22 protein-coding genes and 3 tRNA genes are annotated in these 22,122 nt (G+C 56.5%); 13 read left to right on the top strand and 12 right to left on the bottom strand.

The window, feature by feature from the left end; all coding sequences use genetic code 11:
* The first annotated feature begins 101 nt into the window (after positions 1 to 101).
* Positions 102 to 464, top strand: a complete 363-nt coding sequence (gene grxD, locus I9187_RS07170) for a Grx4 family monothiol glutaredoxin (protein WP_171174231.1) — start codon at positions 102 to 104, stop codon at positions 462 to 464.
* A gap of 6 nt (positions 465 to 470) precedes the next feature.
* Here grxD and I9187_RS07165 read toward each other — a convergent pair whose 3' ends face one another.
* From I9187_RS07165 to I9187_RS07155, 3 genes are read right to left on the bottom strand one after another with little or no spacing between them, the layout of a single operon-like run.
* Positions 471 to 818 carry an MliC family protein gene (locus I9187_RS07165; RefSeq protein ID WP_171174233.1) on the bottom strand — a complete coding sequence of 116 codons (348 nt, stop codon included), beginning with the start codon at positions 816 to 818 and terminating at the stop codon, positions 471 to 473.
* Entirely contained in the window at positions 818 to 1,210 is a 393-nt protein-coding gene (locus I9187_RS07160) for a cell division protein ZapA (protein WP_171174235.1), read from the bottom strand. Before I9187_RS07160 ends, I9187_RS07165 begins: the two co-directional genes overlap by 1 nt.
* On the bottom strand, positions 1,210 to 2,064 hold the full coding sequence (locus I9187_RS07155; protein ID WP_171174238.1) for a hypothetical protein: 855 nt from the start codon (positions 2,062 to 2,064) through the stop codon (positions 1,210 to 1,212). The genes I9187_RS07160 and I9187_RS07155 overlap by 1 nt, the downstream gene beginning before the upstream one ends.
* Positions 2,065 to 2,299: 235 nt before the next feature.
* On the opposite strand from I9187_RS07155, the gene tkt reads away from it, so the two are divergent.
* Positions 2,300 to 4,324: a transketolase gene (gene tkt, locus I9187_RS07150; RefSeq protein ID WP_171174240.1), complete on the top strand. Its 2,025-nt coding sequence runs from the start codon at positions 2,300 to 2,302 to the stop codon at positions 4,322 to 4,324.
* A gap of 56 nt (positions 4,325 to 4,380) precedes the next feature.
* On the opposite strand, the gene I9187_RS07145 is transcribed toward tkt, so the two are convergent.
* Positions 4,381 to 5,343, bottom strand: a complete 963-nt coding sequence (locus I9187_RS07145) for a DUF808 domain-containing protein (protein WP_171174242.1) — start codon at positions 5,341 to 5,343, stop codon at positions 4,381 to 4,383.
* Positions 5,344 to 5,524: 181 nt separating this feature from the next.
* Between I9187_RS07145 and gap (I9187_RS07140) the strand changes: the two genes are divergently transcribed.
* The 3 genes from gap (I9187_RS07140) (at position 5,525) to gap (I9187_RS07130) (ending at position 7,828) form a co-directional block, all read left to right on the top strand.
* Positions 5,525 to 6,526, top strand: a complete 1,002-nt coding sequence (gene gap / locus I9187_RS07140) for a type I glyceraldehyde-3-phosphate dehydrogenase (RefSeq protein WP_171174252.1) — start codon at positions 5,525 to 5,527, stop codon at positions 6,524 to 6,526.
* Between the two features lie 71 nt (positions 6,527 to 6,597).
* Entirely contained in the window at positions 6,598 to 6,741 is a 144-nt protein-coding gene (locus I9187_RS07135) for a hypothetical protein (protein ID WP_171174254.1), read from the top strand.
* An 82-nt stretch (positions 6,742 to 6,823) separates the two neighbouring features.
* Positions 6,824 to 7,828 carry a type I glyceraldehyde-3-phosphate dehydrogenase gene (gene gap, locus I9187_RS07130; protein ID WP_171174262.1) on the top strand — a complete coding sequence of 335 codons (1,005 nt, stop codon included), beginning with the start codon at positions 6,824 to 6,826 and terminating at the stop codon, positions 7,826 to 7,828.
* Here the strand turns inward: gap (I9187_RS07130) and coaD are convergent.
* The 3 genes from coaD to I9187_RS07115 all read right to left on the bottom strand — a co-directional run bounded on the left by coaD (position 7,820) and on the right by I9187_RS07115 (position 9,798).
* Positions 7,820 to 8,311: a pantetheine-phosphate adenylyltransferase gene (coaD, locus tag I9187_RS07125; RefSeq protein ID WP_171174264.1), complete on the bottom strand. Its 492-nt coding sequence runs from the start codon at positions 8,309 to 8,311 to the stop codon at positions 7,820 to 7,822. The genes gap (I9187_RS07130) and coaD overlap by 9 nt on opposite strands.
* Before the next feature lie 85 nt (positions 8,312 to 8,396).
* Positions 8,397 to 8,834 (bottom strand): CBS domain-containing protein, encoded by a 438-nt coding sequence (locus I9187_RS07120; protein ID WP_171174266.1) that lies wholly within the window; start codon positions 8,832 to 8,834, stop codon positions 8,397 to 8,399.
* A gap of 61 nt (positions 8,835 to 8,895) precedes the next feature.
* Positions 8,896 to 9,798 carry a LysR family transcriptional regulator gene (locus I9187_RS07115; protein ID WP_171174268.1) on the bottom strand — a complete coding sequence of 301 codons (903 nt, stop codon included), beginning with the start codon at positions 9,796 to 9,798 and terminating at the stop codon, positions 8,896 to 8,898.
* A 104-nt stretch (positions 9,799 to 9,902) separates the two neighbouring features.
* Between I9187_RS07115 and I9187_RS07110 the strand changes: the two genes are divergently transcribed.
* Complete coding sequence (locus tag I9187_RS07110; protein ID WP_171174270.1) at positions 9,903 to 11,402, top strand: CoA-acylating methylmalonate-semialdehyde dehydrogenase; 1,500 nt, start codon at positions 9,903 to 9,905, stop codon at positions 11,400 to 11,402.
* 201 nt (positions 11,403 to 11,603) lie between these two features.
* The gene (locus tag I9187_RS07105; protein WP_171089788.1) at positions 11,604 to 12,188 is read left to right on the top strand and encodes a L,D-transpeptidase; all 585 of its coding nucleotides are present in this window, start codon (positions 11,604 to 11,606) and stop codon (positions 12,186 to 12,188) included.
* A gap of 66 nt (positions 12,189 to 12,254) precedes the next feature.
* Here the strand turns inward: I9187_RS07105 and I9187_RS07100 are convergent, their stop codons facing one another.
* Positions 12,255 to 12,731, bottom strand: coding sequence for a fasciclin domain-containing protein (locus tag I9187_RS07100; protein ID WP_050603486.1), 477 nt, complete (start codon positions 12,729 to 12,731; stop codon positions 12,255 to 12,257).
* 71 nt (positions 12,732 to 12,802) lie between these two features.
* Positions 12,803 to 13,654 (bottom strand): class I SAM-dependent methyltransferase, encoded by an 852-nt coding sequence (locus tag I9187_RS07095; protein WP_171174272.1) that lies wholly within the window; start codon positions 13,652 to 13,654, stop codon positions 12,803 to 12,805.
* Positions 13,655 to 13,791: 137 nt separating this feature from the next.
* Between I9187_RS07095 and I9187_RS07090 the strand changes: the two genes are divergently transcribed.
* The 5 genes from I9187_RS07090 (at position 13,792) to I9187_RS07070 (ending at position 18,505) form a co-directional block, all read left to right on the top strand.
* A complete protein-coding gene (locus tag I9187_RS07090; RefSeq protein WP_209940123.1) occupies positions 13,792 to 14,907 on the top strand; it encodes a carboxylate-amine ligase in 1,116 nt (371 codons plus the stop codon).
* A gap of 101 nt (positions 14,908 to 15,008) precedes the next feature.
* Positions 15,009 to 16,151, top strand: coding sequence for an acyl-CoA dehydrogenase family protein (locus tag I9187_RS07085; protein WP_209509246.1), 1,143 nt, complete (start codon positions 15,009 to 15,011; stop codon positions 16,149 to 16,151).
* A 7-nt stretch (positions 16,152 to 16,158) separates the two neighbouring features.
* Entirely contained in the window at positions 16,159 to 17,199 is a 1,041-nt protein-coding gene (locus I9187_RS07080) for an enoyl-CoA hydratase/isomerase family protein (RefSeq protein WP_171174279.1), read from the top strand.
* 3 nt (positions 17,200 to 17,202) lie between these two features.
* Positions 17,203 to 18,075 carry a 3-hydroxyisobutyrate dehydrogenase gene (gene mmsB / locus I9187_RS07075; RefSeq protein WP_171727503.1) on the top strand — a complete coding sequence of 291 codons (873 nt, stop codon included), beginning with the start codon at positions 17,203 to 17,205 and terminating at the stop codon, positions 18,073 to 18,075.
* A gap of 106 nt (positions 18,076 to 18,181) precedes the next feature.
* Positions 18,182 to 18,505, top strand: a complete 324-nt coding sequence (locus tag I9187_RS07070; RefSeq protein ID WP_245223152.1) for a hypothetical protein — start codon at positions 18,182 to 18,184, stop codon at positions 18,503 to 18,505.
* Positions 18,506 to 18,521: 16 nt separating this feature from the next.
* On the opposite strand, the gene uvrA is transcribed toward I9187_RS07070, so the two are convergent.
* The 3 genes from uvrA to I9187_RS07055 all read right to left on the bottom strand — a co-directional run bounded on the left by uvrA (position 18,522) and on the right by I9187_RS07055 (position 21,757).
* Complete coding sequence (uvrA, locus tag I9187_RS07065; RefSeq protein WP_209509245.1) at positions 18,522 to 21,380, bottom strand: excinuclease ABC subunit UvrA; 2,859 nt, start codon at positions 21,378 to 21,380, stop codon at positions 18,522 to 18,524.
* Positions 21,381 to 21,558: 178 nt separating this feature from the next.
* Positions 21,559 to 21,635 (bottom strand) — tRNA-Asp (locus I9187_RS07060).
* A 45-nt stretch (positions 21,636 to 21,680) separates the two neighbouring features.
* A tRNA-Asp gene (locus tag I9187_RS07055) sits at positions 21,681 to 21,757 on the bottom strand.
* 180 nt (positions 21,758 to 21,937) lie between these two features.
* Here I9187_RS07055 and I9187_RS07050 point away from each other — a divergent pair.
* A tRNA-Val gene (locus I9187_RS07050) sits at positions 21,938 to 22,012 on the top strand.
* Positions 22,013 to 22,122 lie beyond the last annotated feature (110 nt).

Here is a 22,122-nt window from a genome sequence, read left to right as displayed (position 1 = left end):
GAAGCAACTGACCTAAATCTAGTAAAGAAAACAAACGACGACACGCGTGGCGGCAAGTAGTAATCGACAGCCAAAGACGCGATCTTTGAAGGAAACGCGAAATGACCGATGTGAAGACCCAGATCGACGAAACCGTCAAAGCCAATGATGTGGTGCTGTACATGAAAGGCACCAAGGAGATGCCTCAGTGTGGCTTCTCCTCCCGCGTGGCCGGTGTGCTGAACTATATGGGCGTTGACTACGCTGACGTGAACGTTTTGGCCGACGAGGAAGTTCGTCAGGGTATCAAGGACTACTCTGACTGGCCGACCGTACCTCAGCTTTACGTCAAAGGCGAATTTGTCGGCGGTTGCGACATCATCACCGAAATGACCCTGTCGGGTGAGCTGGACACTCTGTTTGACGAAAACGGTGTCGGCTACAACAAAGATGCAGCCGACAAAATTCGTGAAGCAAACGCGTAAGCCTGCTTATCGGCTGGAACAGTCCTGAAAAATTGCCTGCTCATTGGCGGCGCCCGCCGCCAAATAGCTGATCGATGCCTTCCAGCCTTTTGAGCGCAGAATATAGGTTCCTTGATCTCCGCTGGATTCATAGCGGATACCTGACCCGCTTTCCACTTGGCGCATAGCAACCAGAATATTGTCCACGATCGTCGCCGCAGCGCCTGAACCGTCGGACGCGTTGAAATAGGTCACCGGCAAGGGTATTCCGTTTTCGCAAGTGAATGTGACTGACAGAATGTCAATCTCTGCCAAAGCGGAAGTCGCAGGCACAGCCAGTGCAGCCGCAAACAAGGCGTTTCGCAACACAGTCATCAGGCTTTCTTCTCCTCGACAACGGCCGCAAGCGCTTCTGCCCGCGCGGCCAGCTCTGCCAGTGTATCGGTGACAGATGGCGGAACAACTGCCACTTCGACGCGTTCTGGTTCCGGCGGAGGAGCGTTCCTGAGGTTCTGAAGCTGGGCCTCGACCTCGGCCAACTTTGCCTCAAGCGATTTGACCTTGTCTTCCGTTGCTGCAGTCTTGTCAGCAAGCATGAGCCCGGCCATCAAAAGCATGCGGGATTCAGGCATCCTGCCGATCTGATCGGACAAAACCTGGGCTTCATCGTCCAGCATTTTGGCTGCGGAATGCAGAAAGGGCTCCTCACCGTCCCTGCACGAGACGTCAAAGCCGCGACCGCCGATATTTATGGTCACTTCGGGCATTATTCTACCTCACCTTCTACAAGTTTCGCCTGCGACAGCAGCGGCTCAAGACGCGCAAGAACGGCCTGCGCCTCGGCCGCGTCCGAGGCTTGCGCTGCTCGCGTGGCTTCAAGTTCGGCGACCGTGGCCTTGTTGAGAAGCTCTGCATCCGTCAGGCCCTCAGTTGCGGCCGCGCGCAACTCGTCAACGGCATGGCGCAATTGTTCATTTGCCTTTCGCATACGTTGAAGATCGTCGTCCAAACGAGACATTGCGGCACCATGGCTTGCGCGTTCAGCACGCAGCATTTCCAACTCGGCGCTCAGGTCACCGACACGTTCCGTGTCTTCTAACTCGGCCTTGAGGCGGCTGTTTTCAGCCTCCACTGCTTTAGCCTGATCCAACATGCCACGCAGCTCTTCCAACTCGGCTTTCAGTGGCTCGGGATCTTCCTTTCCATCAAGCTCTGCCCGCATTTCTTCGTTTTCGGCTTTCAATGCGTCCAACTCGGTGCTGTTGTCCAGTGCCGCCTTGGCTTCGGCCAGCTCGGCGCGCGCAGCCTCGACCGAGGCGATCTTGGCGCGGGCTTCTTCCAACTCTGCGCGCAGTGCGTCGATTTCCGAACCGTCAGACGGTGCCGCACGCAGCTCTTCCAGATCAGCGCGTAAGCCATCCATTTGCTCTTCGTGCTGCTGTTTCAGAGATTTCAGCCGTTCCTGAAGTTGCGCGTTGGCAATGCGTTCATCTTCCAGCGCAGTCTGAAGTCCGTCATCCGGCCCGGTGCCCCGAGATTCAGCGCCCAATGCCTCGACCCCCACGCTAATACGGTCCATCGCGGCAATTATGCGGTGCTGTAAGTCTTCTATCTGGCTCATGCCCCTGTCACCTCTTTATCAAGGTTCATTCTGTTTCGATGCGATCCGAATCAAAACCGAATCCCGCCTGCAGACAGTCTAGCGGAATGCGACAGAAAATACCCACTGTTTGCTTTCAAACACTTGAGCTCCGCTCTTCATGCAGTGCGGCCCGATTCACCCGGTTCCGCTTGCACTTTGGGTACTGAGTGGTATTGAGCCCGCAATCTGCTTCAAACCCAAAGGAACAACGCCCGTGGACCTGACTGCGCTGCGCAAAGCCAACCCCGAACACTGGGACAAAGCTGCGGCCATCCGCACTCTGACCCTTGATGCCGTCGCCGCCGCCAATTCCGGCCATTCCGGTATGCCCATGGGCATGGCCGATGTTGCGACCGTACTGTTCGAAAAGCACCTGAAATTCGACGCTTCAAACCCAAGCTGGCCGGACCGCGACCGGTTCATCCTGTCCGCCGGACACGGCTCGATGCTTGTTTACTCGCTGCTGTACCTCACCGGCCACGCTGACGTGACCCTCAACGAGATCAAAAACTTCCGCCAATTGGGGGCAAAAACCGCCGGTCACCCGGAAAACTTTTTGATTGAAGGTGTTGAAACAACAACCGGCCCGCTGGGTCAGGGCATTTCGAACGCCGTGGGCTTTGCCATGGCCGAAGAGATTCAGCGCGCGCAGTACGGCAAGAAGGTCGTCGATCACTATACCTATGTGATTGCTGGCGACGGCTGTCTGATGGAAGGCGTCAGCCAAGAGGCGATCACGCTGGCCGGTCGCCACGAACTGAGCAAACTAATCGTCTTTTGGGACAACAACAACATCACCATCGACGGTACCGTCGATATTGCCGACCGCACTGATCAGGTGCGCCGTTTTGCGGCCTCAGGCTGGCATGTAATCGAGATTGACGGCCACGATCCAAATGCGATCGACGCAGCGATTGTGGACGCGAAGAAGTCCAGCAAGCCGACCATGATCGCATGCGAAAGCCACATCGCCTTGGGTCACGCAGCACAGGATACATCAAAAGGCCATGGTGCTCTGACCGATCAGGATCAGTTGAAAGCCGCCAAGGAAGGCTATGGCTGGCCGCATGACGCATTTGAAATCCCGGCCAATGTTAAATCCGCGTGGGAAGCCATTGGCGCACGTGGTGCTGCCGAACGAGCGGCCTGGGAAGAGCGTTTCGCGCAACTTTCTGAACGCAAGCAGGCCGAGTTCAACCGTGCCTACGCGTTTGAAGCCCCTAAAAAGCTGGCTGGCGCCATTCGTTCTTTCAAAAAGCAAGTTTCGGAAGATCAACCAAAGCTGGCTACCCGCGCCTCGTCAGAAAAAGTACTGAACGTCGTGAACCCGATCATGACCGAAACCGTTGGCGGCTCGGCTGACCTGACCGGCTCGAACAACACCAAATCGGCCGATATGGGTGTGTTCCTGCCGGAAAACCGCAAAGGACGCTATATCCACTACGGTATTCGCGAACACGGCATGGCCGCTGCGATGAACGGCATGGCGCTGCATGGTGGCATCCGCCCCTATGGCGGTACATTCATGGCCTTCACCGACTATGCCCGCCCGTCCATGCGTTTGGCGGCCCTGATGAAAATCCCATCTGTCTTCGTGATGACCCATGACTCAATCGGCCTGGGCGAAGACGGCCCGACCCACCAGCCGGTTGAACATCTGGCCATCTCACGTGCAACGCCGAACACCTATGTGTTCCGCCCCGCTGACACGGTTGAAACTGCCGAAGCGTGGGAGCTGGCGCTGACCTTCAAGGACAGCCCGTCGGTCCTGTCTCTGACCCGTCAGGGTGTGCCGACCGTGCGGACCCAGCACAAAACCAAGAACCTCGTTGCGCAAGGTGCTTATGTCTTGGCTGAAGCCGAAGGCAAACGTCAGGCCATCCTGATCGCGACCGGGTCCGAAGTGTCCCTGGCGATGGAAGCCAAAGCGATGCTCGAAGCCGAGGGCATCGGAACCCGTGTTGTCTCGATGCCCTGTATGGAACTGTTCGCTGAACAAGACGAAGCCTACCGCAAACGCGTTCTGCCTGCCGGTGCGGTTCGCGTCGGCATCGAAGCCGCCGTTCGCGCCGGAGGCTGGGATCGCTGGCTTCTGGGTGAGCGTGGTCGCGAGGCCAAAGCCGGGTTCATCGGCATGTCAAGCTTTGGTGCTTCAGCCCCGGCAGGAGAGCTTTACAAGCATTTCGGCATCACCGCCGAAGCAACCGTAGCCAAAGTCAAAGAACTGCTGGGCCTGTAAAACAGACGCATCTGATCAAGCAAAGGGCGGCTTAGGCCGCCCTTTTCATTTGGGTTTCAATGTGTTTGTGACTTCTTCGAAAGCAAAGGCCCAATCACTTTGGTCGCCACCGGGATCAAAACCAATCCCCAAGCCAAACCAAATACGCCATCCATCGTGGCCTTGGACATCCACTCAACTGCGCCAACCCATTGATCGGAAACCGAATGACCAATGGCGTAGGCCCAATCGTGGATGTGATGGCCCAACCATCCGAAGCCCAACACCTCCATCCCGTGGATCACAATCGACCCGCCGACCCACAGCATCGCTGCTGTCCCAACAATGGACAGGGTTTTCATCACGCCGGGCATCGCTTTGACCAACCCACGGCCAAGACCACGACCAATCGGGGTCGGTGCGTTTTGCGCCAGATAAAGCCCGACATCATCCATTTTTACGATCAGCGCAACAGAACCATAAACAGCCACCGTCACCCCGATCCCAACAACGGCCAGAGTCGCCGCCTGCATCCACAGGTTCGGCGCTTCGATCGCCGCCAAAGCAATCGTCATGATCTCGGCCGACAAGATAAAGTCCGTCTTGATCGCGCCTTTGACCTTTTGTTCCTCGAGGTGACCGGGGTCACGGACATCCATGTCCTGTTCAATGGCGTGGCTGCCGTGCGGGAACAAGACGTGGAATATCTTTTCGGCCCCTTCAAAACAAAGGTAAGACCCTCCAATCATGAGTAATGGTGTGATCAGCCACGGCGCGAAGTTGGCCAGTAGCAGCGCCACCGGCAGCAGCAATATGATCTTGTTGAAAATCGACCCGCGCGCAATGCGCCAGATGATCGGCAACTCTCGCGCAGGCGCAAACCCCTGAACATATTTGGGCGTGACCGCCGCGTCGTCGATGATCACCCCGGCAGTCTTGGCCCCGGCCTTACCTGCCGCCGCAACCACGTCGTCGACCGAAGCCGCCGCCACTTTGGCAATTCCCGCCACATCGTCCAAAAGGGCCAACAGTCCGCTCATCGCGTGTCCTTTCCTGCCATCTGCCGCATCGGGACCCTACCTGATCTCTCAGCTAGCGCAAGCGTTAGCGCAATCGGCGCAGGTTTGCGCTAACACCTTAAAAATATGCCGTTTTTGCCCTTTTGAGATTCCCATTTCGCCGCTATATGGCCCACAAAGCAAGCGCATCTGGAGACGTCATATGACCATCAAGGTCGGTATCAATGGTTTTGGCCGCATTGGCCGCTGCACCCTGTCGCACATCGCCGCTTCGGGGCGTAACGACATCGAAGTGATCAAAGTCAACGCCACCGGCCCATTGGAAACCTCGGCGCACCTTTTGAAATACGACAGTGTTCACGGGCGTTTCCCGCGCGAAGTCTCCATTGACGGAAACACGATGGATCTGGGTCGCGGCCCGATGCAGATGTTCTCGACCTACGACATGAACGAGCTGGACTGGGAAGGCTGCGACGTCGTTCTGGAATGCACAGGCAAGTTCAACGACGGCACAAAGGCGAAAACCCACCTTGAGCGCGGTGCCGGAAAGGTTCTGCTGTCCGCTCCGGGCAAGAATGTCGACAAGACCATCGTCTTCGGCGTGAACCACAATACGCTGACCGCCAATGACAACATGGTATCGAACGGCTCTTGCACCACCAACTGCCTGGCCCCGTTGGCCAAGGTACTTGACGAAGGCGTCGGTATTGAAAACGGCATTATGACCACCATCCACGCCTATACCGGCGACCAGCCGACACTGGACCGTCGCCACAGCGACCTGTACCGCGCCCGTGCCGCAGCTATGTCGATGATCCCGACGTCGACCGGAGCCGCCAAGGCGTTGGGCGAAGTTCTGCCGAACCTCAAAGGCCGTCTGGACGGGTCCGCGATCCGCGTCCCCACTCCGAATGTCTCTGCTGTAGACCTGACCTTCCGTGCCGCGCGCGATGTAACCGTCGAGGAAGTCAACGCTATCGTCGAAGAAGCTGCCAAAGGCCCAATGCAGCGCGTACTAGGTTTTGAGCCCGCACCGCTGGTCTCAACAGATTTCAACCACACCGAAGAAAGCTCTATCTTCGCACCGGATCAGACCCGCGTTGTAGACAATCGCCTGGTCCGTGTTCTGGCCTGGTATGACAACGAATGGGGCTTCTCAGTCCGTATGGCCGACGTGGCCGTAGCGATGGGGCGTCTTAACTGACCATTCGGACTTCGCTTGTACCTTAATGCCCGCTCAGGTTATCTGGGCGGGCATTTTTGTTCGGAACGGCCATGACCAATCTTATCGCCATCTGGCTCGGCATCCTACTGCTTGGGGGCGCAATGCTGGATATGACCCTGTACGGCGGCGACCACCTGCTGTTCCTTGCCAAGAAGCTCTACGAATTTTTGGACTGGCTCGCCTTCTGGCGCTGATCGAGGTTTCTCTTGACTCTTTCGTTGATCTGGAGTTGTTAGCGCTAACTAATCTGATATAGGTTTTCCGACGGAGCAGACCATGACCCTGAAACTTGCCATCAACGGATTTGGACGGATTGGGCGCGGGGTTCTGCGCGCAGTGATGGAAAGCGGTCGCACAGACGTTGAAATCGTGGCGATCAACGATCTGGGCAAACCTGACATGAACGCACATCTGTTTGAGTTCGACAGCGTGCATGGTCGCTACGCCAACCCGGTTACACTCAGCGACGCAGGTTTGGACGTTGGTCGTGGGCCGATCCGCCTGACCAGCGAACGCAACCCCGAAGACCTACCTTGGTCGGATATTGATGTCGTTCTGGAATGCACCGGTGTGTTCCGTACGCGAGAGGCCGCTGAGCGTCACTTCAAAAACGGCTCGAAAAAGGTTCTGATCTCGGCCCCGGCCCGCGGTGATGGCAACATCAAGACCGTCGTGTTTGGTGTAAATGATCACGAACTGACCGCCGAAGACCTGGTCGTGTCGAACGCATCCTGCACCACCAACTGCCTTTCGCCGGTCGCTGCTGCCCTGGATGCGGGGCTTGGCATCAAGCATGGTAATATGACGACTGTCCACGCCTATACGGCCAGCCAGCCCGTACATGACTTAGTTGGAAAAGACCCTTACCTGTCACGCGCCGCGGCGTTGTCGATGATCCCCACCACAACCGGCGCGGCTGCCGCCGTTGGCTTGGTGCTGCCGCAACTGCAAGGCAAACTGACGGGTCAGGCAATCCGCGTCCCTACCCCGAACGTTTCAGTCGTTGACTTGGTGGCTGAAGTATCCCGCCCAACCACCGAAGAAGAGGTAAATCAGCTGTTCATCGATGCCGCAGCAAAAATCCCCGGCGTATTGGCTGCTGAAAACCGGCCGCTGGTTTCCGTTGACTTCAATCACGACCCGCACAGCTCGACCGTGTCGCTGGCCGAAACCAAAGTCACCGATGGCACACTTGTTCGCGTACTGGCCTGGTATGACAATGAATGGGGCTTCTCGAACCGGATGTTGGACACAGCCGCCGCAATGGGCGCCCTAGCCTAACCGTTCTTTCAGCGCGGCGTTGACGCGGGGCGTGACGAACTTCGACACGTCCCCATTCAATCGGGCGATTTCCTTGACCAGTTTCGAGGCAATTGCCTGATGGCGCGCTTCTGCCATCAAAAAGACGGTCTCGATTGAATCGTCCAATGCACGGTTCATTCCAACCATCTGAAATTCGTACTCAAAGTCGGCAACAGCGCGCAAGCCACGCACAATGATCTGCGCCCCGACATCCCGCGCGCAATCGATCAGCAGGTTTTCAAACGGATGCGCGACAATCTCGGTCCCGGTCTGTTCAGAAAGCTGGGAACATTCGGCTTCAATCATGGCCACGCGCTCTTCTAACGAGAACAAAGGTCCTTTATCCCGGTTGATGGCAACACCAATGACCAGCTTGTCGACCAAAGCTGCCGCCCGACGAATGATATCGATGTGGCCCATTGTGATGGGATCAAAGGTTCCAGGATACAATCCAACCCGCATCACGCCCTCCTGCGCAACAAAATTTCTGCGCAAGCAAACACAACTTTGCTGCAGGTGCAAGTGATTGCTTTGGCAGCTCTGGCCGCTAGTGGCCCATTATCATGCTTTCCAAAGCGTCTTTTTCCATGGCCAATTCGGAAAGCTGGGCCTTCACCACATCGCCCAACGTTACGATGCCAACAAGTTTGCCATCTTCAACAACCGGCATATGGCGGAAACGCCCTTCCGTCATTTGTGACATGATGTCCTCAACTGTGGTCTGACGCGTCGCTGTCACAAGGTCCTGCGTCATGTAAGACTTTACTGGCTGGTTCAGACAGCCACTGCCGCTGGCCGCCAATTCTCGAACGATGTCACGTTCCGACAATATACCTGCAGCGGTTTCGCCACCATCGTCGGAAACCACGACTGTACCGATACGCTTCTCCGCAAGAATCTTCGAGGCCTCTGAGACAGTCGCTGTCGACGCCACGGTCACGACACCATCGGTCGCCTTAGACTTCAGGATGGCCTGTACTAGCATGAAGAATACCTCCGGAAATAATCACACTTATTCCAAAGCGTTGCGCGATTGTCGCGACCTGTCAAGCGTCGGCCACTGCTTCCAAACGAAGCACTTCCTCGCGAATGCCGCGCGTCAGAGCTTCGGCAAAGCGGTTCAACCGTTCGTTGCGTTGGTCACCTTCATGCCGCACAAGATAGAAACTGCGCGTCAAACTCACTTGATCCGTCAGGATTTTCCGCAGATCGGGATGGAAGGGTAGCGTGAAATCATGGGCCACGCAGACCCCGGTTCCCAGCGTGACCTGCCGCAATTGGACCGAGACCGAGTTCGATGCAAGCGCGACACGGTCAATACCAATGTCGTTCAGGTAATCCAGCTCGCGGTCGAAGATCATGTCGGGGATATAGCCGATCAACCTGTGCCCTTTCAGGTCTGTGACAGAGCGGATCGGACCATGTCGGTGCAGATAGTTTTCGGTCGCAACCATATGCAGTTTATAGTCGCTGATCTTTTTCACACGCAGTTGGCCGGCTGTTGGCGCACTGACTGTCACAGCCATGTCCGCCTCGCGCCGGGACAAGTTGATTACCCGCGGAAGTGCAAGAATCTGAATGTCCAGATCAGGGTTCGCATCGCTGATTTTTGCGCAGACCTGCGGCAGCAGGTAATTGGCGCTGCCATCCGGTGCGCCGATCCTGATTTGTCCGCTGAGTGATTTGGTCGGTCCGGTGACAGCTCCGGCAGCGGCACGCATCGCCTCTTCGGCGTGTAGCCCGTGCTCTAAAAGACGTTGCCCAGCCGGTGTCAGAACATAGCCTTGCTGGGACTTGGTAAACAACGAAGAATCCAAAGTGGATTCGAGCCGCGCCACACGACGCCCGACAGTGGCAGGATCAATTTTCAGGATACGACCAGCAGAAGACAAGCTTTCTTCGCGTGCCACGGCCAGAAAAATCCGCATATCGTCCCAGTTTGGGGTCATCTCACACTCTTTTGCATTTTTGCAAAACTCCTTTGAGACATTGCCTCTGTTCGCGGGATTTCTGCAAGCCTATTCTGCGCGCAAATCTATCGGAGGAGCTATTGATGCAAGATCTGACCCATTTCCTGAACGGCGAAATGGTCGCCGGTACATCCGGTCGTTTCGACGACGTTTACAACCCGGCGACGGGCGAAGTTCAATACAAATGCCCAATGGCCAGCGCGGCAGAAACCACGGCAGCAATTGAAGCGGCAGCAGCGGCCCAGCCCGCATGGGGCGCAACCAACCCGCAGAAACGTGCGCGCGTCATGATGGCCATGGTTGGCTTGATGAACCGCGACATGGACAAGCTGGCCGAAGCGCTAAGCCGCGAGCATGGTAAAACCATCCCCGATGCCAAAGGCGACTTGCAGCGTGGTCTGGAAGTGATTGAATACTGCATCGGCGCGCCACAGATGCTTAAGGGCGAGTTCACCGACAGCGCAGGCCCCGGCATAGACATGTATTCGATGCGCCAGCCTTTGGGTGTCGTGGGTTCGATCATGCCCTTCAACTTCCCCGCCATGATGCCGCTTTGGCATGTTGGACCGGCGCTGGCTTGTGGGAACGCCGTGGTCCTGAAACCGTCCGAGCGTGACCCGTCGGTTCCGCTGATGCTGGCTGAACTCTTCATCGAAGCCGGTCTGCCCAAAGGTGTGTTCCAGGTCGTGAACGGTGACAAAGAAGCCGTTGATACGATCCTCGACAGCGAAATCATCCAGGGTGTCAGCTTTGTGGGTTCTACCCCGATTGCGCAATATATCTACAGCCGCGCAACCGCCAACGGCAAACGCGCCCAGTGTTTTGGCGGTGCCAAGAACCACATGATCGTCATGCCCGACGCTGACTTAGATCAGGCGGCTGACGCTCTGGTTGGTGCCGGATTTGGAGCGGCAGGCGAACGCTGCATGGCAATCTCGGTCGCGGTTCCCGTTGGTGAAGAAACTGCGGACAAGCTGATCGAAAAGCTGATCCCGCGTGTCGAAAAGCTGAAAGTCGGCCCTTACACGGCCGGTGATGATGTCGATATGGGTCCGGTCGTCACCGGGGCCGCAAAAGAACGCATCCTAGGTCTGATCAACTCGGGTGTTGAGCAAGGCGCCAAGCTGGTTGTCGACAACCGTGACTTCAGCCTGCAGGGCTATGAAGATGGCTTTTTTGTTGGCCCCCACCTCTTCGACCATGTCACCCCGGACATGGACATCTACAAACAGGAAATCTTTGGCCCGGTCCTGTCCACCGTACGCGCCGGTTCGTATGAAGAGGCGCTGAAGCTGGCGATGGACCATGAATATGGCAACGGAACCGCGATTTTCACCCGTGACGGTGACACCGCGCGTGATTTTGCCAGCCGGATCAATATCGGCATGGTTGGCATCAACGTGCCGATCCCGGTTCCGCTGGCCTATCACACCTTTGGTGGCTGGAAGAAATCGATGTTTGGTGACTTGAACCAGCACGGCCCTGACAGCTTCAAATTCTACACCCGAACCAAAACCGTGACCTCGCGCTGGCCGTCGGGCATCAAAGAAGGTGGCGAGTTCAACTTTAAAGCCATGGACTGATTGGAACGATCATTACGCTGACAAACCCGGCCTTATCTTGGGCCGGGTTTTGCATTTTTCCGCCGATAAGCAGGCTCACGTGCCAATCTCACGAGAAATTCAGCTTTGATACTCTGGAAAAACTCATCAAAGCAAAATATTTTGTCGGGAAGTGTGTACCGAGCAGTGAAATTATCGGAGGCAGTCTTGTCCCATTCCCGTATGACCCGTCGTTCCGCCCTGTTGGGCGCAGCATCATTGGTGGCAACCCCTGCCCTTGTTCGGGCACAAAGCACAGATGCTTTCCCAGAAACAGAAGACGCCATCAGCACGCAATTGCCAGTGCGCCGCAACGTGTCCTCGTTCTCGCAACAGAACTGGCAGGATCACTTTGATGAGCTTGGTGTTGGCTGCCTGCTGGCCGATATCACAAGCCGCGCCGTGCATTATTGGAGCCCGGACGGAACGTATAAGCTTTACCCAAGTTCGGTTCCGATGAGTGAGGAACTCACCAAACGCGGTTACACAAAAGTCGTACGCAAAACCGAATTCCCAAGCTGGACGCCGACTGCTTCCATGCGCGAGCGGGATCCGTCATTGCCGGTTCGGATGGAAGGTGGCGACCCCGGAAACCCATTGGGCACCCGCGCCATGTATCTGGGCTGGCCAGCCTACCTTGTTCACGGAACCCATGACACGCGCAAAATTGGCCGTCAGAGCTCGTCCGGCTGTATCGGACTCTACAATCAACACGTGGAAGAATTGTATCCGCTTGTTCAGATTGGGACTCAGGTGCGTCTGGTCTGATTTGCTGATCGTAAAACGCAAAAGCCCCGGACAATCGCCGGGGCTTTGGTATCTTCTGGGTGCAGATTATTCCGGCAGGATCACTGCATCGACCACATGAATGACGCCATTGCTGGCTTCGATGTCAGCCTGTACCACTTTGGCATCGTTTACTTTTACGCCATTTTTCGCATTTACGCTCAAGCGTTCGCCCTGAACGGTCAAAACCTTGGCGCGTTTGCCAGCGATGTCACCAGACATGACTTTGGCCGGAACCACATGATAAGTCAGGATCGACACAAGCTGATCCTTGTTCTCGGGCAGCAGAAGTGACTCAACGGTGCCTTCGGGCAGAGCAGCAAATGCTTCATCCGTCGGGGCAAAGACGGTGAACGGGCCATCGCCTTTCAGGGTATCTACCAGACCCGCAGCCTGAACGGCAGCGACCAGGGTGTTAAACGAACCTGCAGCAACGGCAGTGTCGACGATGTCTGCGGCTTGCGCCTTCAGCGGCATGGCAAATGCAAGTGCGGCGGCTGCGCCCATGAATGTGCGACGGAACATAGCTGTCTTCTCCTCTCCAGCGTGTTATGGAAAGGGTTACGGACCTTTTGCCGCACTGGATCACTCTGAGATCAATTTTCTTTGCGCTGAACCCAAATGCTCTGCGCGCGCCCTTCTGTCAGAAAAGGCAACGCAGCGACCGCATCAGGGCGGTCTTGTTGCAGGTAATAACCCGGCCAAAGCATTGAATACGAACCAGATTGTAACAATGCGTGCAGCATGTACTGCTCGCCCCAGCCCGGACAATCATAGAAGAAACGCTTGGGATATTCGTAGGGCAGAAAAACATCGTGTACATGAATGACCACACCGGGTTTCAGCGCTGGAATGATGCGGCAGAACAGATGGGCGACGTCATTGCTCATCCGCACAACGTGGCTTGAATCGATGAACAGAACATCTCCGGCTTCAAGCTCGGCAAAAAGCGATGGGTCAACTTCTTCAAGACGTTTTTGTTCGAAGTGGTCCACGACATGGGCAATGTCGGCACGAGGGTATGGGTCAATGGCAGTGATCGTGGTGTCCAACCCGCCGTCAATAATCGCTTGCCGGGTCACGCGGGTTGAGTTCCCGCACCCCACCTCGATCACGCGTTTGGGCTGAAAGCGGCGGATCATCAGATACAGGGCATCCGCATCCGGGCTGTCGTAATAACCGTTACCCGTGCGATAGCCGGTCTGAGTACGCGCAGGGTCTTTTAACGCCTGTAAATCCGCCTTGTGACGGTTATATTCCGCCACCAATTGCGAGATGTCGAACCCTTCCATGCCTGGTGACAAGGCATAGGCCGGACGCGTCAACCCCCCGGCGGCCTCAAACGACTCAAGCCTCGCACGTTCATCTTGATCCGTGACTGTATCAACCAGTTTCACTCCCAACTCATCCAAGGCTGCGTTGATCTTTGGGAATTTTCTGGGTTTCACGGCGTTGGCTCCACGTTCTGTGCTGATCCGTTCCTTACAATTGCCGCCCGTACCAGTGCAAGGACAAGCCGGGCAAACCCTTGGCAAAAGGCAAATTTCCGTATTCACTGAAACTTACGACAGCCAAAGGGGGCTCCATGCAGCAAGAATTCACACTGGGCATTGAAGAAGAGTATCTTCTGGTGGATCGCGACAGCCTGCAATTGTCAGAGGCCCCCGGAGCGCTGATGGAGGCCTGCCAGAATGATTTCGAAGGTCAGGTCAGCCCCGAGTTCCTGCAATGTCAGATTGAAGTCGGCACGCGCCCGCACACAACCATAGCCTCGGCGCGGGAAGACCTCAAACGCCTGCGATCCTGCGTGTCGAAACGAGCTGCCGAATACAATCTGTCCCCGATCGCTGTATCCTGTCATCCCTTCGCCAATTGGAAAGATCAACATCACACCCGCAAGGAACGATATGACGCCTTGCAACACGCGTTAGGTGGCGTAGCACGTCGGATGCTGATCTGCGGGATGCATGTACACGTGGGGGTCGAAGAACCCGCCCTGCGCGCCGATCTGATGCCGCAGCTGTCTTACTTTTTGCCCCATCTTTTGGCCTTGTCCACATCCTCACCCTTTTGGAACGGCGAAGATACCGGCCTATCCTCATATCGCTTGACCGTGTTCGACAACCTTCCCCGAACCGGCCTGCCCCCAGTTTTTGGCAGTTGGGCTGAGTATGAACGCACCACAGGTATACTCGTCGAACTGGGCGTGATCGAGGACACGACCAAGATATGGTGGGACCTGCGCCCGTCGCATCGTTTCCCTACGCTTGAAACCCGGATCATGGACGTGCAACCCCGGCTGGAGCACACGTTGTCCCTGGCGGCACTCGTCCAGGCACTGACCCGAATGTTGTGTCGACTGAAAGACCGCAACCTGCGTTGGCGGCAATATGATCGCTTCCTGATCGGAGAAAACCGTTGGCGTGCGCAGCGTTATGGCGTGGGCGAAGGATTGATTGACTTCGGCGACCGCTCGGTCAAGCCGATGTCCGAACTGATCGGCGACCTTATGGGGTTGTTGGCGGAAGACACCGAAGCGCTTGGAACGATGACCGAACTTGCGCGGTTACGGCAGATCGCCGAAAACGGCACTTCGGCCACCCGTCAACGCCGTGTCCACGCCGAGGCCGTCGCGCGCGGGGACGATCCCGGGCAAGCAGTCGTGCGCCATCTGATCGAGGAATTCCACGCGGATCTCTAGACTGCTCCAGCGTTTTGCGCCCCATTGTTGAACCTGCAAAATTTCTGTAAGAATTCGGAAATAAACAACCGTTCAATTCATTGCCGACGGGAGGGAACGCCATGGATTTCGCACTCAGCGAGGAACAGACAGCCATTTTCGACATGGCATATTCGTTTGGGCAGGAAAATATCGCACCCTTTGCGCGGCAGTGGGAATCCGATGGCACCATTCCAAAAACCTTGTGGCCACAGATCGGCGAGCTTGGCTTTGGGGCTTTGTATGTATCCGAGGACAGCGGCGGTTCGAACCTGACCCGCCTGGATGCCACCTTGGTATTCGAGGCGTTGTCGATGGCCTGCCCTTCGGTCGCGGCATTCCTGTCAATCCACAACATGTGCGCCAAGATGTTGGACAATTTTGCGGATGAAGACCTCAAGGCACGCATCATGCCCGATGTTCTCAGCCTCAACACGGTGCTGAGCTATTGCCTGACCGAGCCCGGTTCCGGCTCGGACGCGGCGGCCTTGAAGACACGCGCCGTACGCACGAACGAAGGCTATACGTTGAACGGCACCAAGGCATTCATCTCGGGCGGTGGGTATTCCGATGCCTATGTATGCATGGTGCGCACCGGTCAGGACGGCCCCAAGGGTATTTCAACCGTTTATGTCGAGGACGGAACTCCGGGTCTTAGCTTTGGAGCACTGGAAGAGAAAATGGGCTGGAAAAGTCAGCCCACCGCGCAGGTGCAGTTCGATGATTGCAAAATCCCGGCAGGCAATCTTGTCGGCACCGAAGGCGACGGTTTCAAATATGCCATGATGGGCCTCGACGGCGGGCGACTGAACATCGCGGCCTGTTCCCTTGGTGCCGCGCAGACCGGTTTGGATATGACGTTGCAATACATGTCCGAACGCAAGGCGTTTGGCCAATCCATCGACCAGTTCCAGGCCCTTCAGTTCCGCCTGGCGGATATGGAGATTGAACTACAAGCCGCACGGACCTTTCTGCGTCAAGCCGCTTGGAAACTAGATAACGGCGCGCCCGACGCCACTAAGTTCTGCGCCATGGCCAAAAAATTCGTGACCGAAACCGGATCGAAGGTGGTGGATCAGTGCCTGCAGCTGCATGGTGGTTATGGCTATCTTGCCGACTACGGCATTGAAAAGCTTGTGCGCGATCTTCGGGTGCATCAGATATTGGAAGGCACAAATGAGATCATGCGCGTGATCGTATCGCGTCAGATGCTTGCCAACCGCTGAGGGCCACATGTCAGACATTGAAATCCGCACCACAGGCCGTGCCGGACGCATCACCCTGACCCGCCAACATGCTTTGAACGCAATGAGCTATGAGATGTGCATGGCCATCGACGCGGCGATGCGCAACTGGCGCGAAGACGATGCCGTTGACCTTATCATTCTGGACGCCGAAGGTGAAAAAGCCTTTTGCGCAGGTGGAGACATCGCCGAGCTCTACGAAACCGGTACCAAGGGCGACTATGCCTACGGGCAGACATTCTGGCGTGACGAGTACCGTCTGAATGCGATGATCTTCGAATATCCCAAGCCGGTCATCAGCTTTCTTCAGGGCTTTACCATGGGCGGCGGTGTCGGCATCGGGTGCCATGGCAGCCATCGCGTTGTCGGGGAAAGCTCGAAAATCGCGATGCCAGAATGCTCGATTGGTTTGGTACCGGATGTGGGCGGCTCGCTTATGCTGGCCCTCGCCCCCGGTCGGTTGGGCGAGTTTTTGGGAACGACTGGGTTCCGAATGGGCCCTGCGGATGCAATTCTGGCAAGGTTCGCGGACCATTACATCCCTCAATCACACTGGTCCGATTTGACTGAGATGCTTGAGGCCTCTGGCGACGCAGGGCTGATTTCACAACATGCCGAAACACCACCCGCCGGAGAACTGGCCGAGTTGCAGGCCGACATTGATCAGCATTTCTCGGGCGAAACACTTGGCGACATCGTGACGAGCCTGCGCAACAGCGACCACGATTTTTCGCAGAAAACCCTAGCGACTCTGGGAAAAAACGCCCCCCTTTCCACGGCCTGTACGGTTGAAATGCTGCACCGTCTGCGCGGCCCCGCTTTGTCCATACGGCGCGCCCTGGAGTTGGAATACCGTTTCACCCACCGGTCGATGGAACACGGTGACTTTCTGGAAGGTATCCGCGCGCAAATCATCGATAAAGACCGCAGCCCGAACTGGCAGTTTGCCGATATGAACGTCCCTTTGACGGCCGTTTCGAAAATGCTGCAACCGCTGGGCGCGGATACCCTGACATTTGAGGAGGACTAAAAGATGCAGATCGGTTTCATTGGGCTGGGAAATATGGGCGCGCCCATGGCGGCCAACCTGGCAAAAGCCGGGCATCAGGTTCTGGGGTTTGATACGACTGGCGTCACCGTGGAAGGTGTCACTCAGGTCGAAACGGCGTCTGACGCGGTTGCGGGTGCTGATGCGGTCATCACCATGCTGCCAAACGGCGCTATTCTAAGGGCCGTTGCGGATCAGGTCATTCCCGCAATGTCAAAAGGGGCTGTGTTAATCGACTGCTCGACGGTTGACGTGGACAGCGCGCGTGCGGTTGCGGATCAGGCTATGGGAGCCGGACTTTTGTCCGTGGATGCGCCGGTTTCCGGCGGTATCGGCGGTGCAGCGGCAGGTACGTTAACGTTCATGGCCGGCGGATCGGAAGCCGCATTCGCCAAAGCTGCACCGCTGTTCGAGATCATGGGACAAAAAGCGGTTCACTGTGGCGAAGCCGGGGCCGGACAAGCCGCCAAGATCTGCAACAATATGATCCTTGGCGTCACCATGATTGCCACCTGCGAGGCTTTTGCACTGGCAGACAAACTGGGATTGGACCGGCAAAAGATGTTCGATGTCGTCAGTACATCGTCAGGCTATAGCTGGACGATGAATGCCTATTGCCCTGCCCCCGGCGTTGGCCCGCAAAGCCCTGCTGACAATGACTACACGCCCGGATTCGCCGCCGAGCTCATGCTAAAGGACCTGCGTCTCAGCCAGCAAGCAGCAGACAGCGCTGATGCGGATACACCGATGGGTCAGGTCGCGACTTCGCTATATGAACAATTTGTTGAAAATGAAGACGGATTGGGCCGCGACTTCAGCGCGATGCTGCCACGCTTTGAAAAACGAGGGCGCGAATAGGCAATTCGGCGGCCTCTTGCCCAGCCATTTGACAGACAATCGGCAAGGGGCCATCTATCCAGTCATGTTCCGAGGCGTCTTCAGCCTGTTCGCAAGGGAAAGTGACATGACAAGATACCTGGTGACTACAGCGATGCTTGTGGCGATGACGCTTGTACCTGTTACAGCCGTGGCAAAAAACAAAAACGGGCATTGCCCACCGGGTTTAGCCAAGAAGTCCATTCCTTGCGTGCCTCCCGGGCAAGCAAAAAAGATCTATCGGAACGGCGATTTCATCCGCAACGACTATCGATGGGTAGACAATCCGTACCGTTATGGGCTGAACCGAAACTATTCCTACATTCGCGCGGGTGACTACGTGTACCGGGTCGACCCAGACACACGCAAAGTCTTGAACCTGATCGGTGCGGTTGCCGATATTCTGAACTGATCTGAAGGCGCTAAGCCTATTCAGCAGCAACGCGCGCGTTGTCTAACATCGATTTCAGATAGCGACCGGTATGACTGCGCTCGACTGTGGCGACATCTTCGGGTGTGCCCGTAGCCACTATCTCACCTCCGCCATCGCCGCCTTCGGGACCAATGTCGATGATGTGATCTGCAGTTTTCACCACGTCCAGATTGTGCTCGATCACAACAACCGTGTTCCCCTGATCGACCAACTCATGCAGCACTTCCAATAGCTTGCGTACGTCTTCAAAATGCAAACCCGTGGTCGGTTCATCTAGGATATAGAGCGTTCGCCCGGTTGACCGTTTCGACAATTCCTTGGACAGCTTCACGCGTTGCGCCTCGCCACCGGATAGCGTGGTGGCCTGCTGACCGACCTTGATATAGCCCAGCCCAACGCGGGCCAAAGCGTCCATCTTATCGCGGATCGACGGCACAGCCTTGAAGAACTCCTGCGCGTCTTCCACCGTCATATCAAGCACATCAGCGATGGACTTGCCCTTGAACTTGATCTCAAGGGTCTCGCGGTTGTAGCGCGCGCCTTTGCACGTCTCGCAGGTAACGTAGACATCAGGCAGAAAGTGCATTTCGATCTTGATGACACCGTCACCCTGACAGGCTTCGCACCGGCCTCCCTTAACGTTGAAACTGAAACGACCAGGTTTGTACCCACGCGCTTTCGCCTCGGGCAAACCCGCAAACCAGTCTCTGATCGGCGTGAAGGCCCCGGTGTAAGTGGCTGGATTCGAACGCGGAGTTCGCCCGATCGGGCGTTGGTCGATATCGATAACCTTGTCCAAGTGCTCAAGCCCCTTGATCGTCTCACACGGCGCTGGAGTCTGTCGCGCACCATTTAGGCGCATCGATGCGGTTTTGAACAACGTCTCAATCGTCAGCGTGGACTTGCCGCCGCCAGACACCCCTGTCACACAGACAAATTTGGCCAAGGGAAATTCAGCCGTGACGTTCTTGAGGTTGTTACCAGTGGCTTTCACCACAGTCACTTTCTGCTTCTTGCCCGCGCGCCGTTCAGCCGGAACCGCGATTTCCCGGGTCCCGGCCAAATATTGCCCGGTGATAGAGGCAGCATCACCCGTAATGTCCGTCGGCGTACCGTGACTGACGACCTGCCCCCCGTGCACACCCGCTCCGGGGCCAATGTCGAACACATAATCGGCCTCTCGGATGGCCTCCTCGTCATGTTCTACAACAATTACCGTGTTGCCCTGATCCCGCAGGTTCTTGAGCGTTCCCAGCAACCGGTCATTGTCACGCTGATGCAAGCCGATAGAAGGCTCGTCCAACACGTAAAGAACTCCTGTCAGACCCGAGCCAATTTGGCTAGCCAAACGAATACGCTGGCTTTCCCCGCCCGACAGTGTCCCACTTGAACGCGAAAGCGTAAGGTATTCCAAACCAACATTATTCAGAAACCCAAGTCGTTCGCGAATCTCCTTCAAAATGGCGCGCGCGATTTCATTCTTCTGGGCGCTCAGATGGTTCGGCGCGTCCTCAATCCAGGCCAGAGCCTCCCGGATCGACATCTGCACCACTTGCCCGACATGCAGGCCCGCGATCTTGACCGCCAGCGCCTCGGGCCGCAGGCGAAACCCCTCACATGTGCCGCATGGACGGTTGTTCTGGTACCGTTCAAATTCCTCGCGAATCCAAGCGCTGTCAGTTTCACGATAGCGGCGCTCCATATTCGGGATCACGCCTTCGAAACTGCGCGTCACCTGATAAACGCGTCCGCCTTCGTCATAGCGGAACTGGATCTCTTCATCGCCAGAGCCGCGCAGGAACACCTGCTGCACCTTCTGGGGCAGGTCTTTCCATGGTGTGTTCTTGTCGAACTCGTAATGCCGCGCAATGGCTTCGATGGTCTGAAGGAAATACGGAGACTTACCCTTGCGCCACGGCGCCAAGGCCCCGTCATAGAGTTTCAGCGACTGATCGGGCACCACAAGCCGCTCGTCAAAGAACAACTCGACCCCCAAGCCATCACAATCGGGGCAAGCCCCAAATGGCGCGTTGAAGGAAAACAGGCGCGGTTCGATCTCGGGGATGGTAAACCCGCTGACCGGGCAGGCAAAGTTCTCGCTAAAGGTGATCCGCTCTGGGTCACCCTCACGCGGGGCAGTTTCCAGAATCGCAATACCGTCAGCCAGATCCAAGGCTGTGCGCAGGCTGTCGGCCAAGCGGGTCTCCATACCCTCTCGGACAACCAGTCGATCCACCACGACATCGATGTCGTGGCGGAATTTCTTGTCCAGCGTCGGCGGTTCATCCAGTTCGTAGAACTCACCATCGACCTTGACGCGCTGAAAGCCTTGCTTGCGCAACTCCAGGAATTCTTTTTTGTACTCACCCTTGCGATCTCGCACGATGGGGGCCAGCAGGTAACCTCGCGTGCCCTCCTCCATCGTCATGATCCGGTCGACCATGTCTTGTACCTGCTGCGCCTCGATCGGCTGTCCGGTCGCCGGGCTATAGGGGGTTCCAGCGCGTGCGAACAGCAGGCGCATATAGTCATAGATTTCCGTAACCGTCCCAACAGTTGAACGCGGGTTCTTGGACGTTGTCTTCTGTTCAATGGAGATTGCCGGACTCAGACCGCTGATATGATCGACATCGGGCTTTTCCATCATGTCGAGGAACTGCCGCGCATAGGCAGACAGGCTTTCAACATAGCGACGCTGCCCTTCGGCATAGATGGTATCAAAAGCCAGCGAGGACTTGCCCGAACCAGACAAGCCGGTGATCACCACCAGCTGATCCCGAGGGATATCAACATCGATGCCTTTGAGGTTATGCTCGCGCGCGCCGCGCACCTCGATATTCTTCAGCTCAGCCATTTCCGGCCCCCAAGAAACAAGTGGTTTAGAGATAGGCGAGCTTGCCTGAGTCTCCAACAGAAAAGTTAGAACATTTAGTGAACATACGAGTTTTAGCCGAGCAAATCAAACCGCAGCTGCTTAATCGGGATCTTCGCTGCGAAGCTTTTAAGCCGATCGGTTGAGAGTAAGAGGAAAATGGCGCGGTTGACGGGGCTCGAACCCGCGACCCCCGGCGTGACAGGCCGGTACTCTAACCAACTGAGCTACAACCGCGCATCTATTTTCGTGGCCCTTGTCCTGGGCCAAGGTAAGCAGCGATGGCGCGGTTGACGGGGCTCGAACCCGCGACCCCCGGCGTGACAGGCCGGTACTCTAACCAACTGAGCTACAACCGCCCGCTGCACGTTCATTGCTGAACGTTGGGGTGTATTATGGCTACGCTCGGGCAGCGTCAAGCGGCGTTTTGAAGTTTTTTGTCAGAATCCAGATTTTTGTTTACCCGCAGATTTTCGCGCGCAGACCCACGTCAAATTCGCTTGCAGCCGAACCACAGGACAGATAACAACGCGTCCCATGGGTGATTAGCTCAGTGGTAGAGCGCTTCGTTCACATCGAAGATGTCAGGAGTTCAAATCTCTTATCACCCACCATTCCTTTTCGCAGATTACGCTTGAAATTGAGGGGCTTGCCAGCGCGCGACCTCGGCGACTATCGTGCTTCATCGGCCGAACCGTGTGCCGATTGCAAAGTCAGGGGTCGT

Origin of the sequence: Ruegeria sp. HKCCE4148, assembly GCF_017872495.1 — a bacterium.
Taxonomy (GTDB): domain Bacteria; phylum Pseudomonadota; class Alphaproteobacteria; order Rhodobacterales; family Rhodobacteraceae; genus Ruegeria.
Note: the sequence above shows the minus strand (reverse complement) of the source record. Positions and strands in the feature narration are given on the sequence as shown.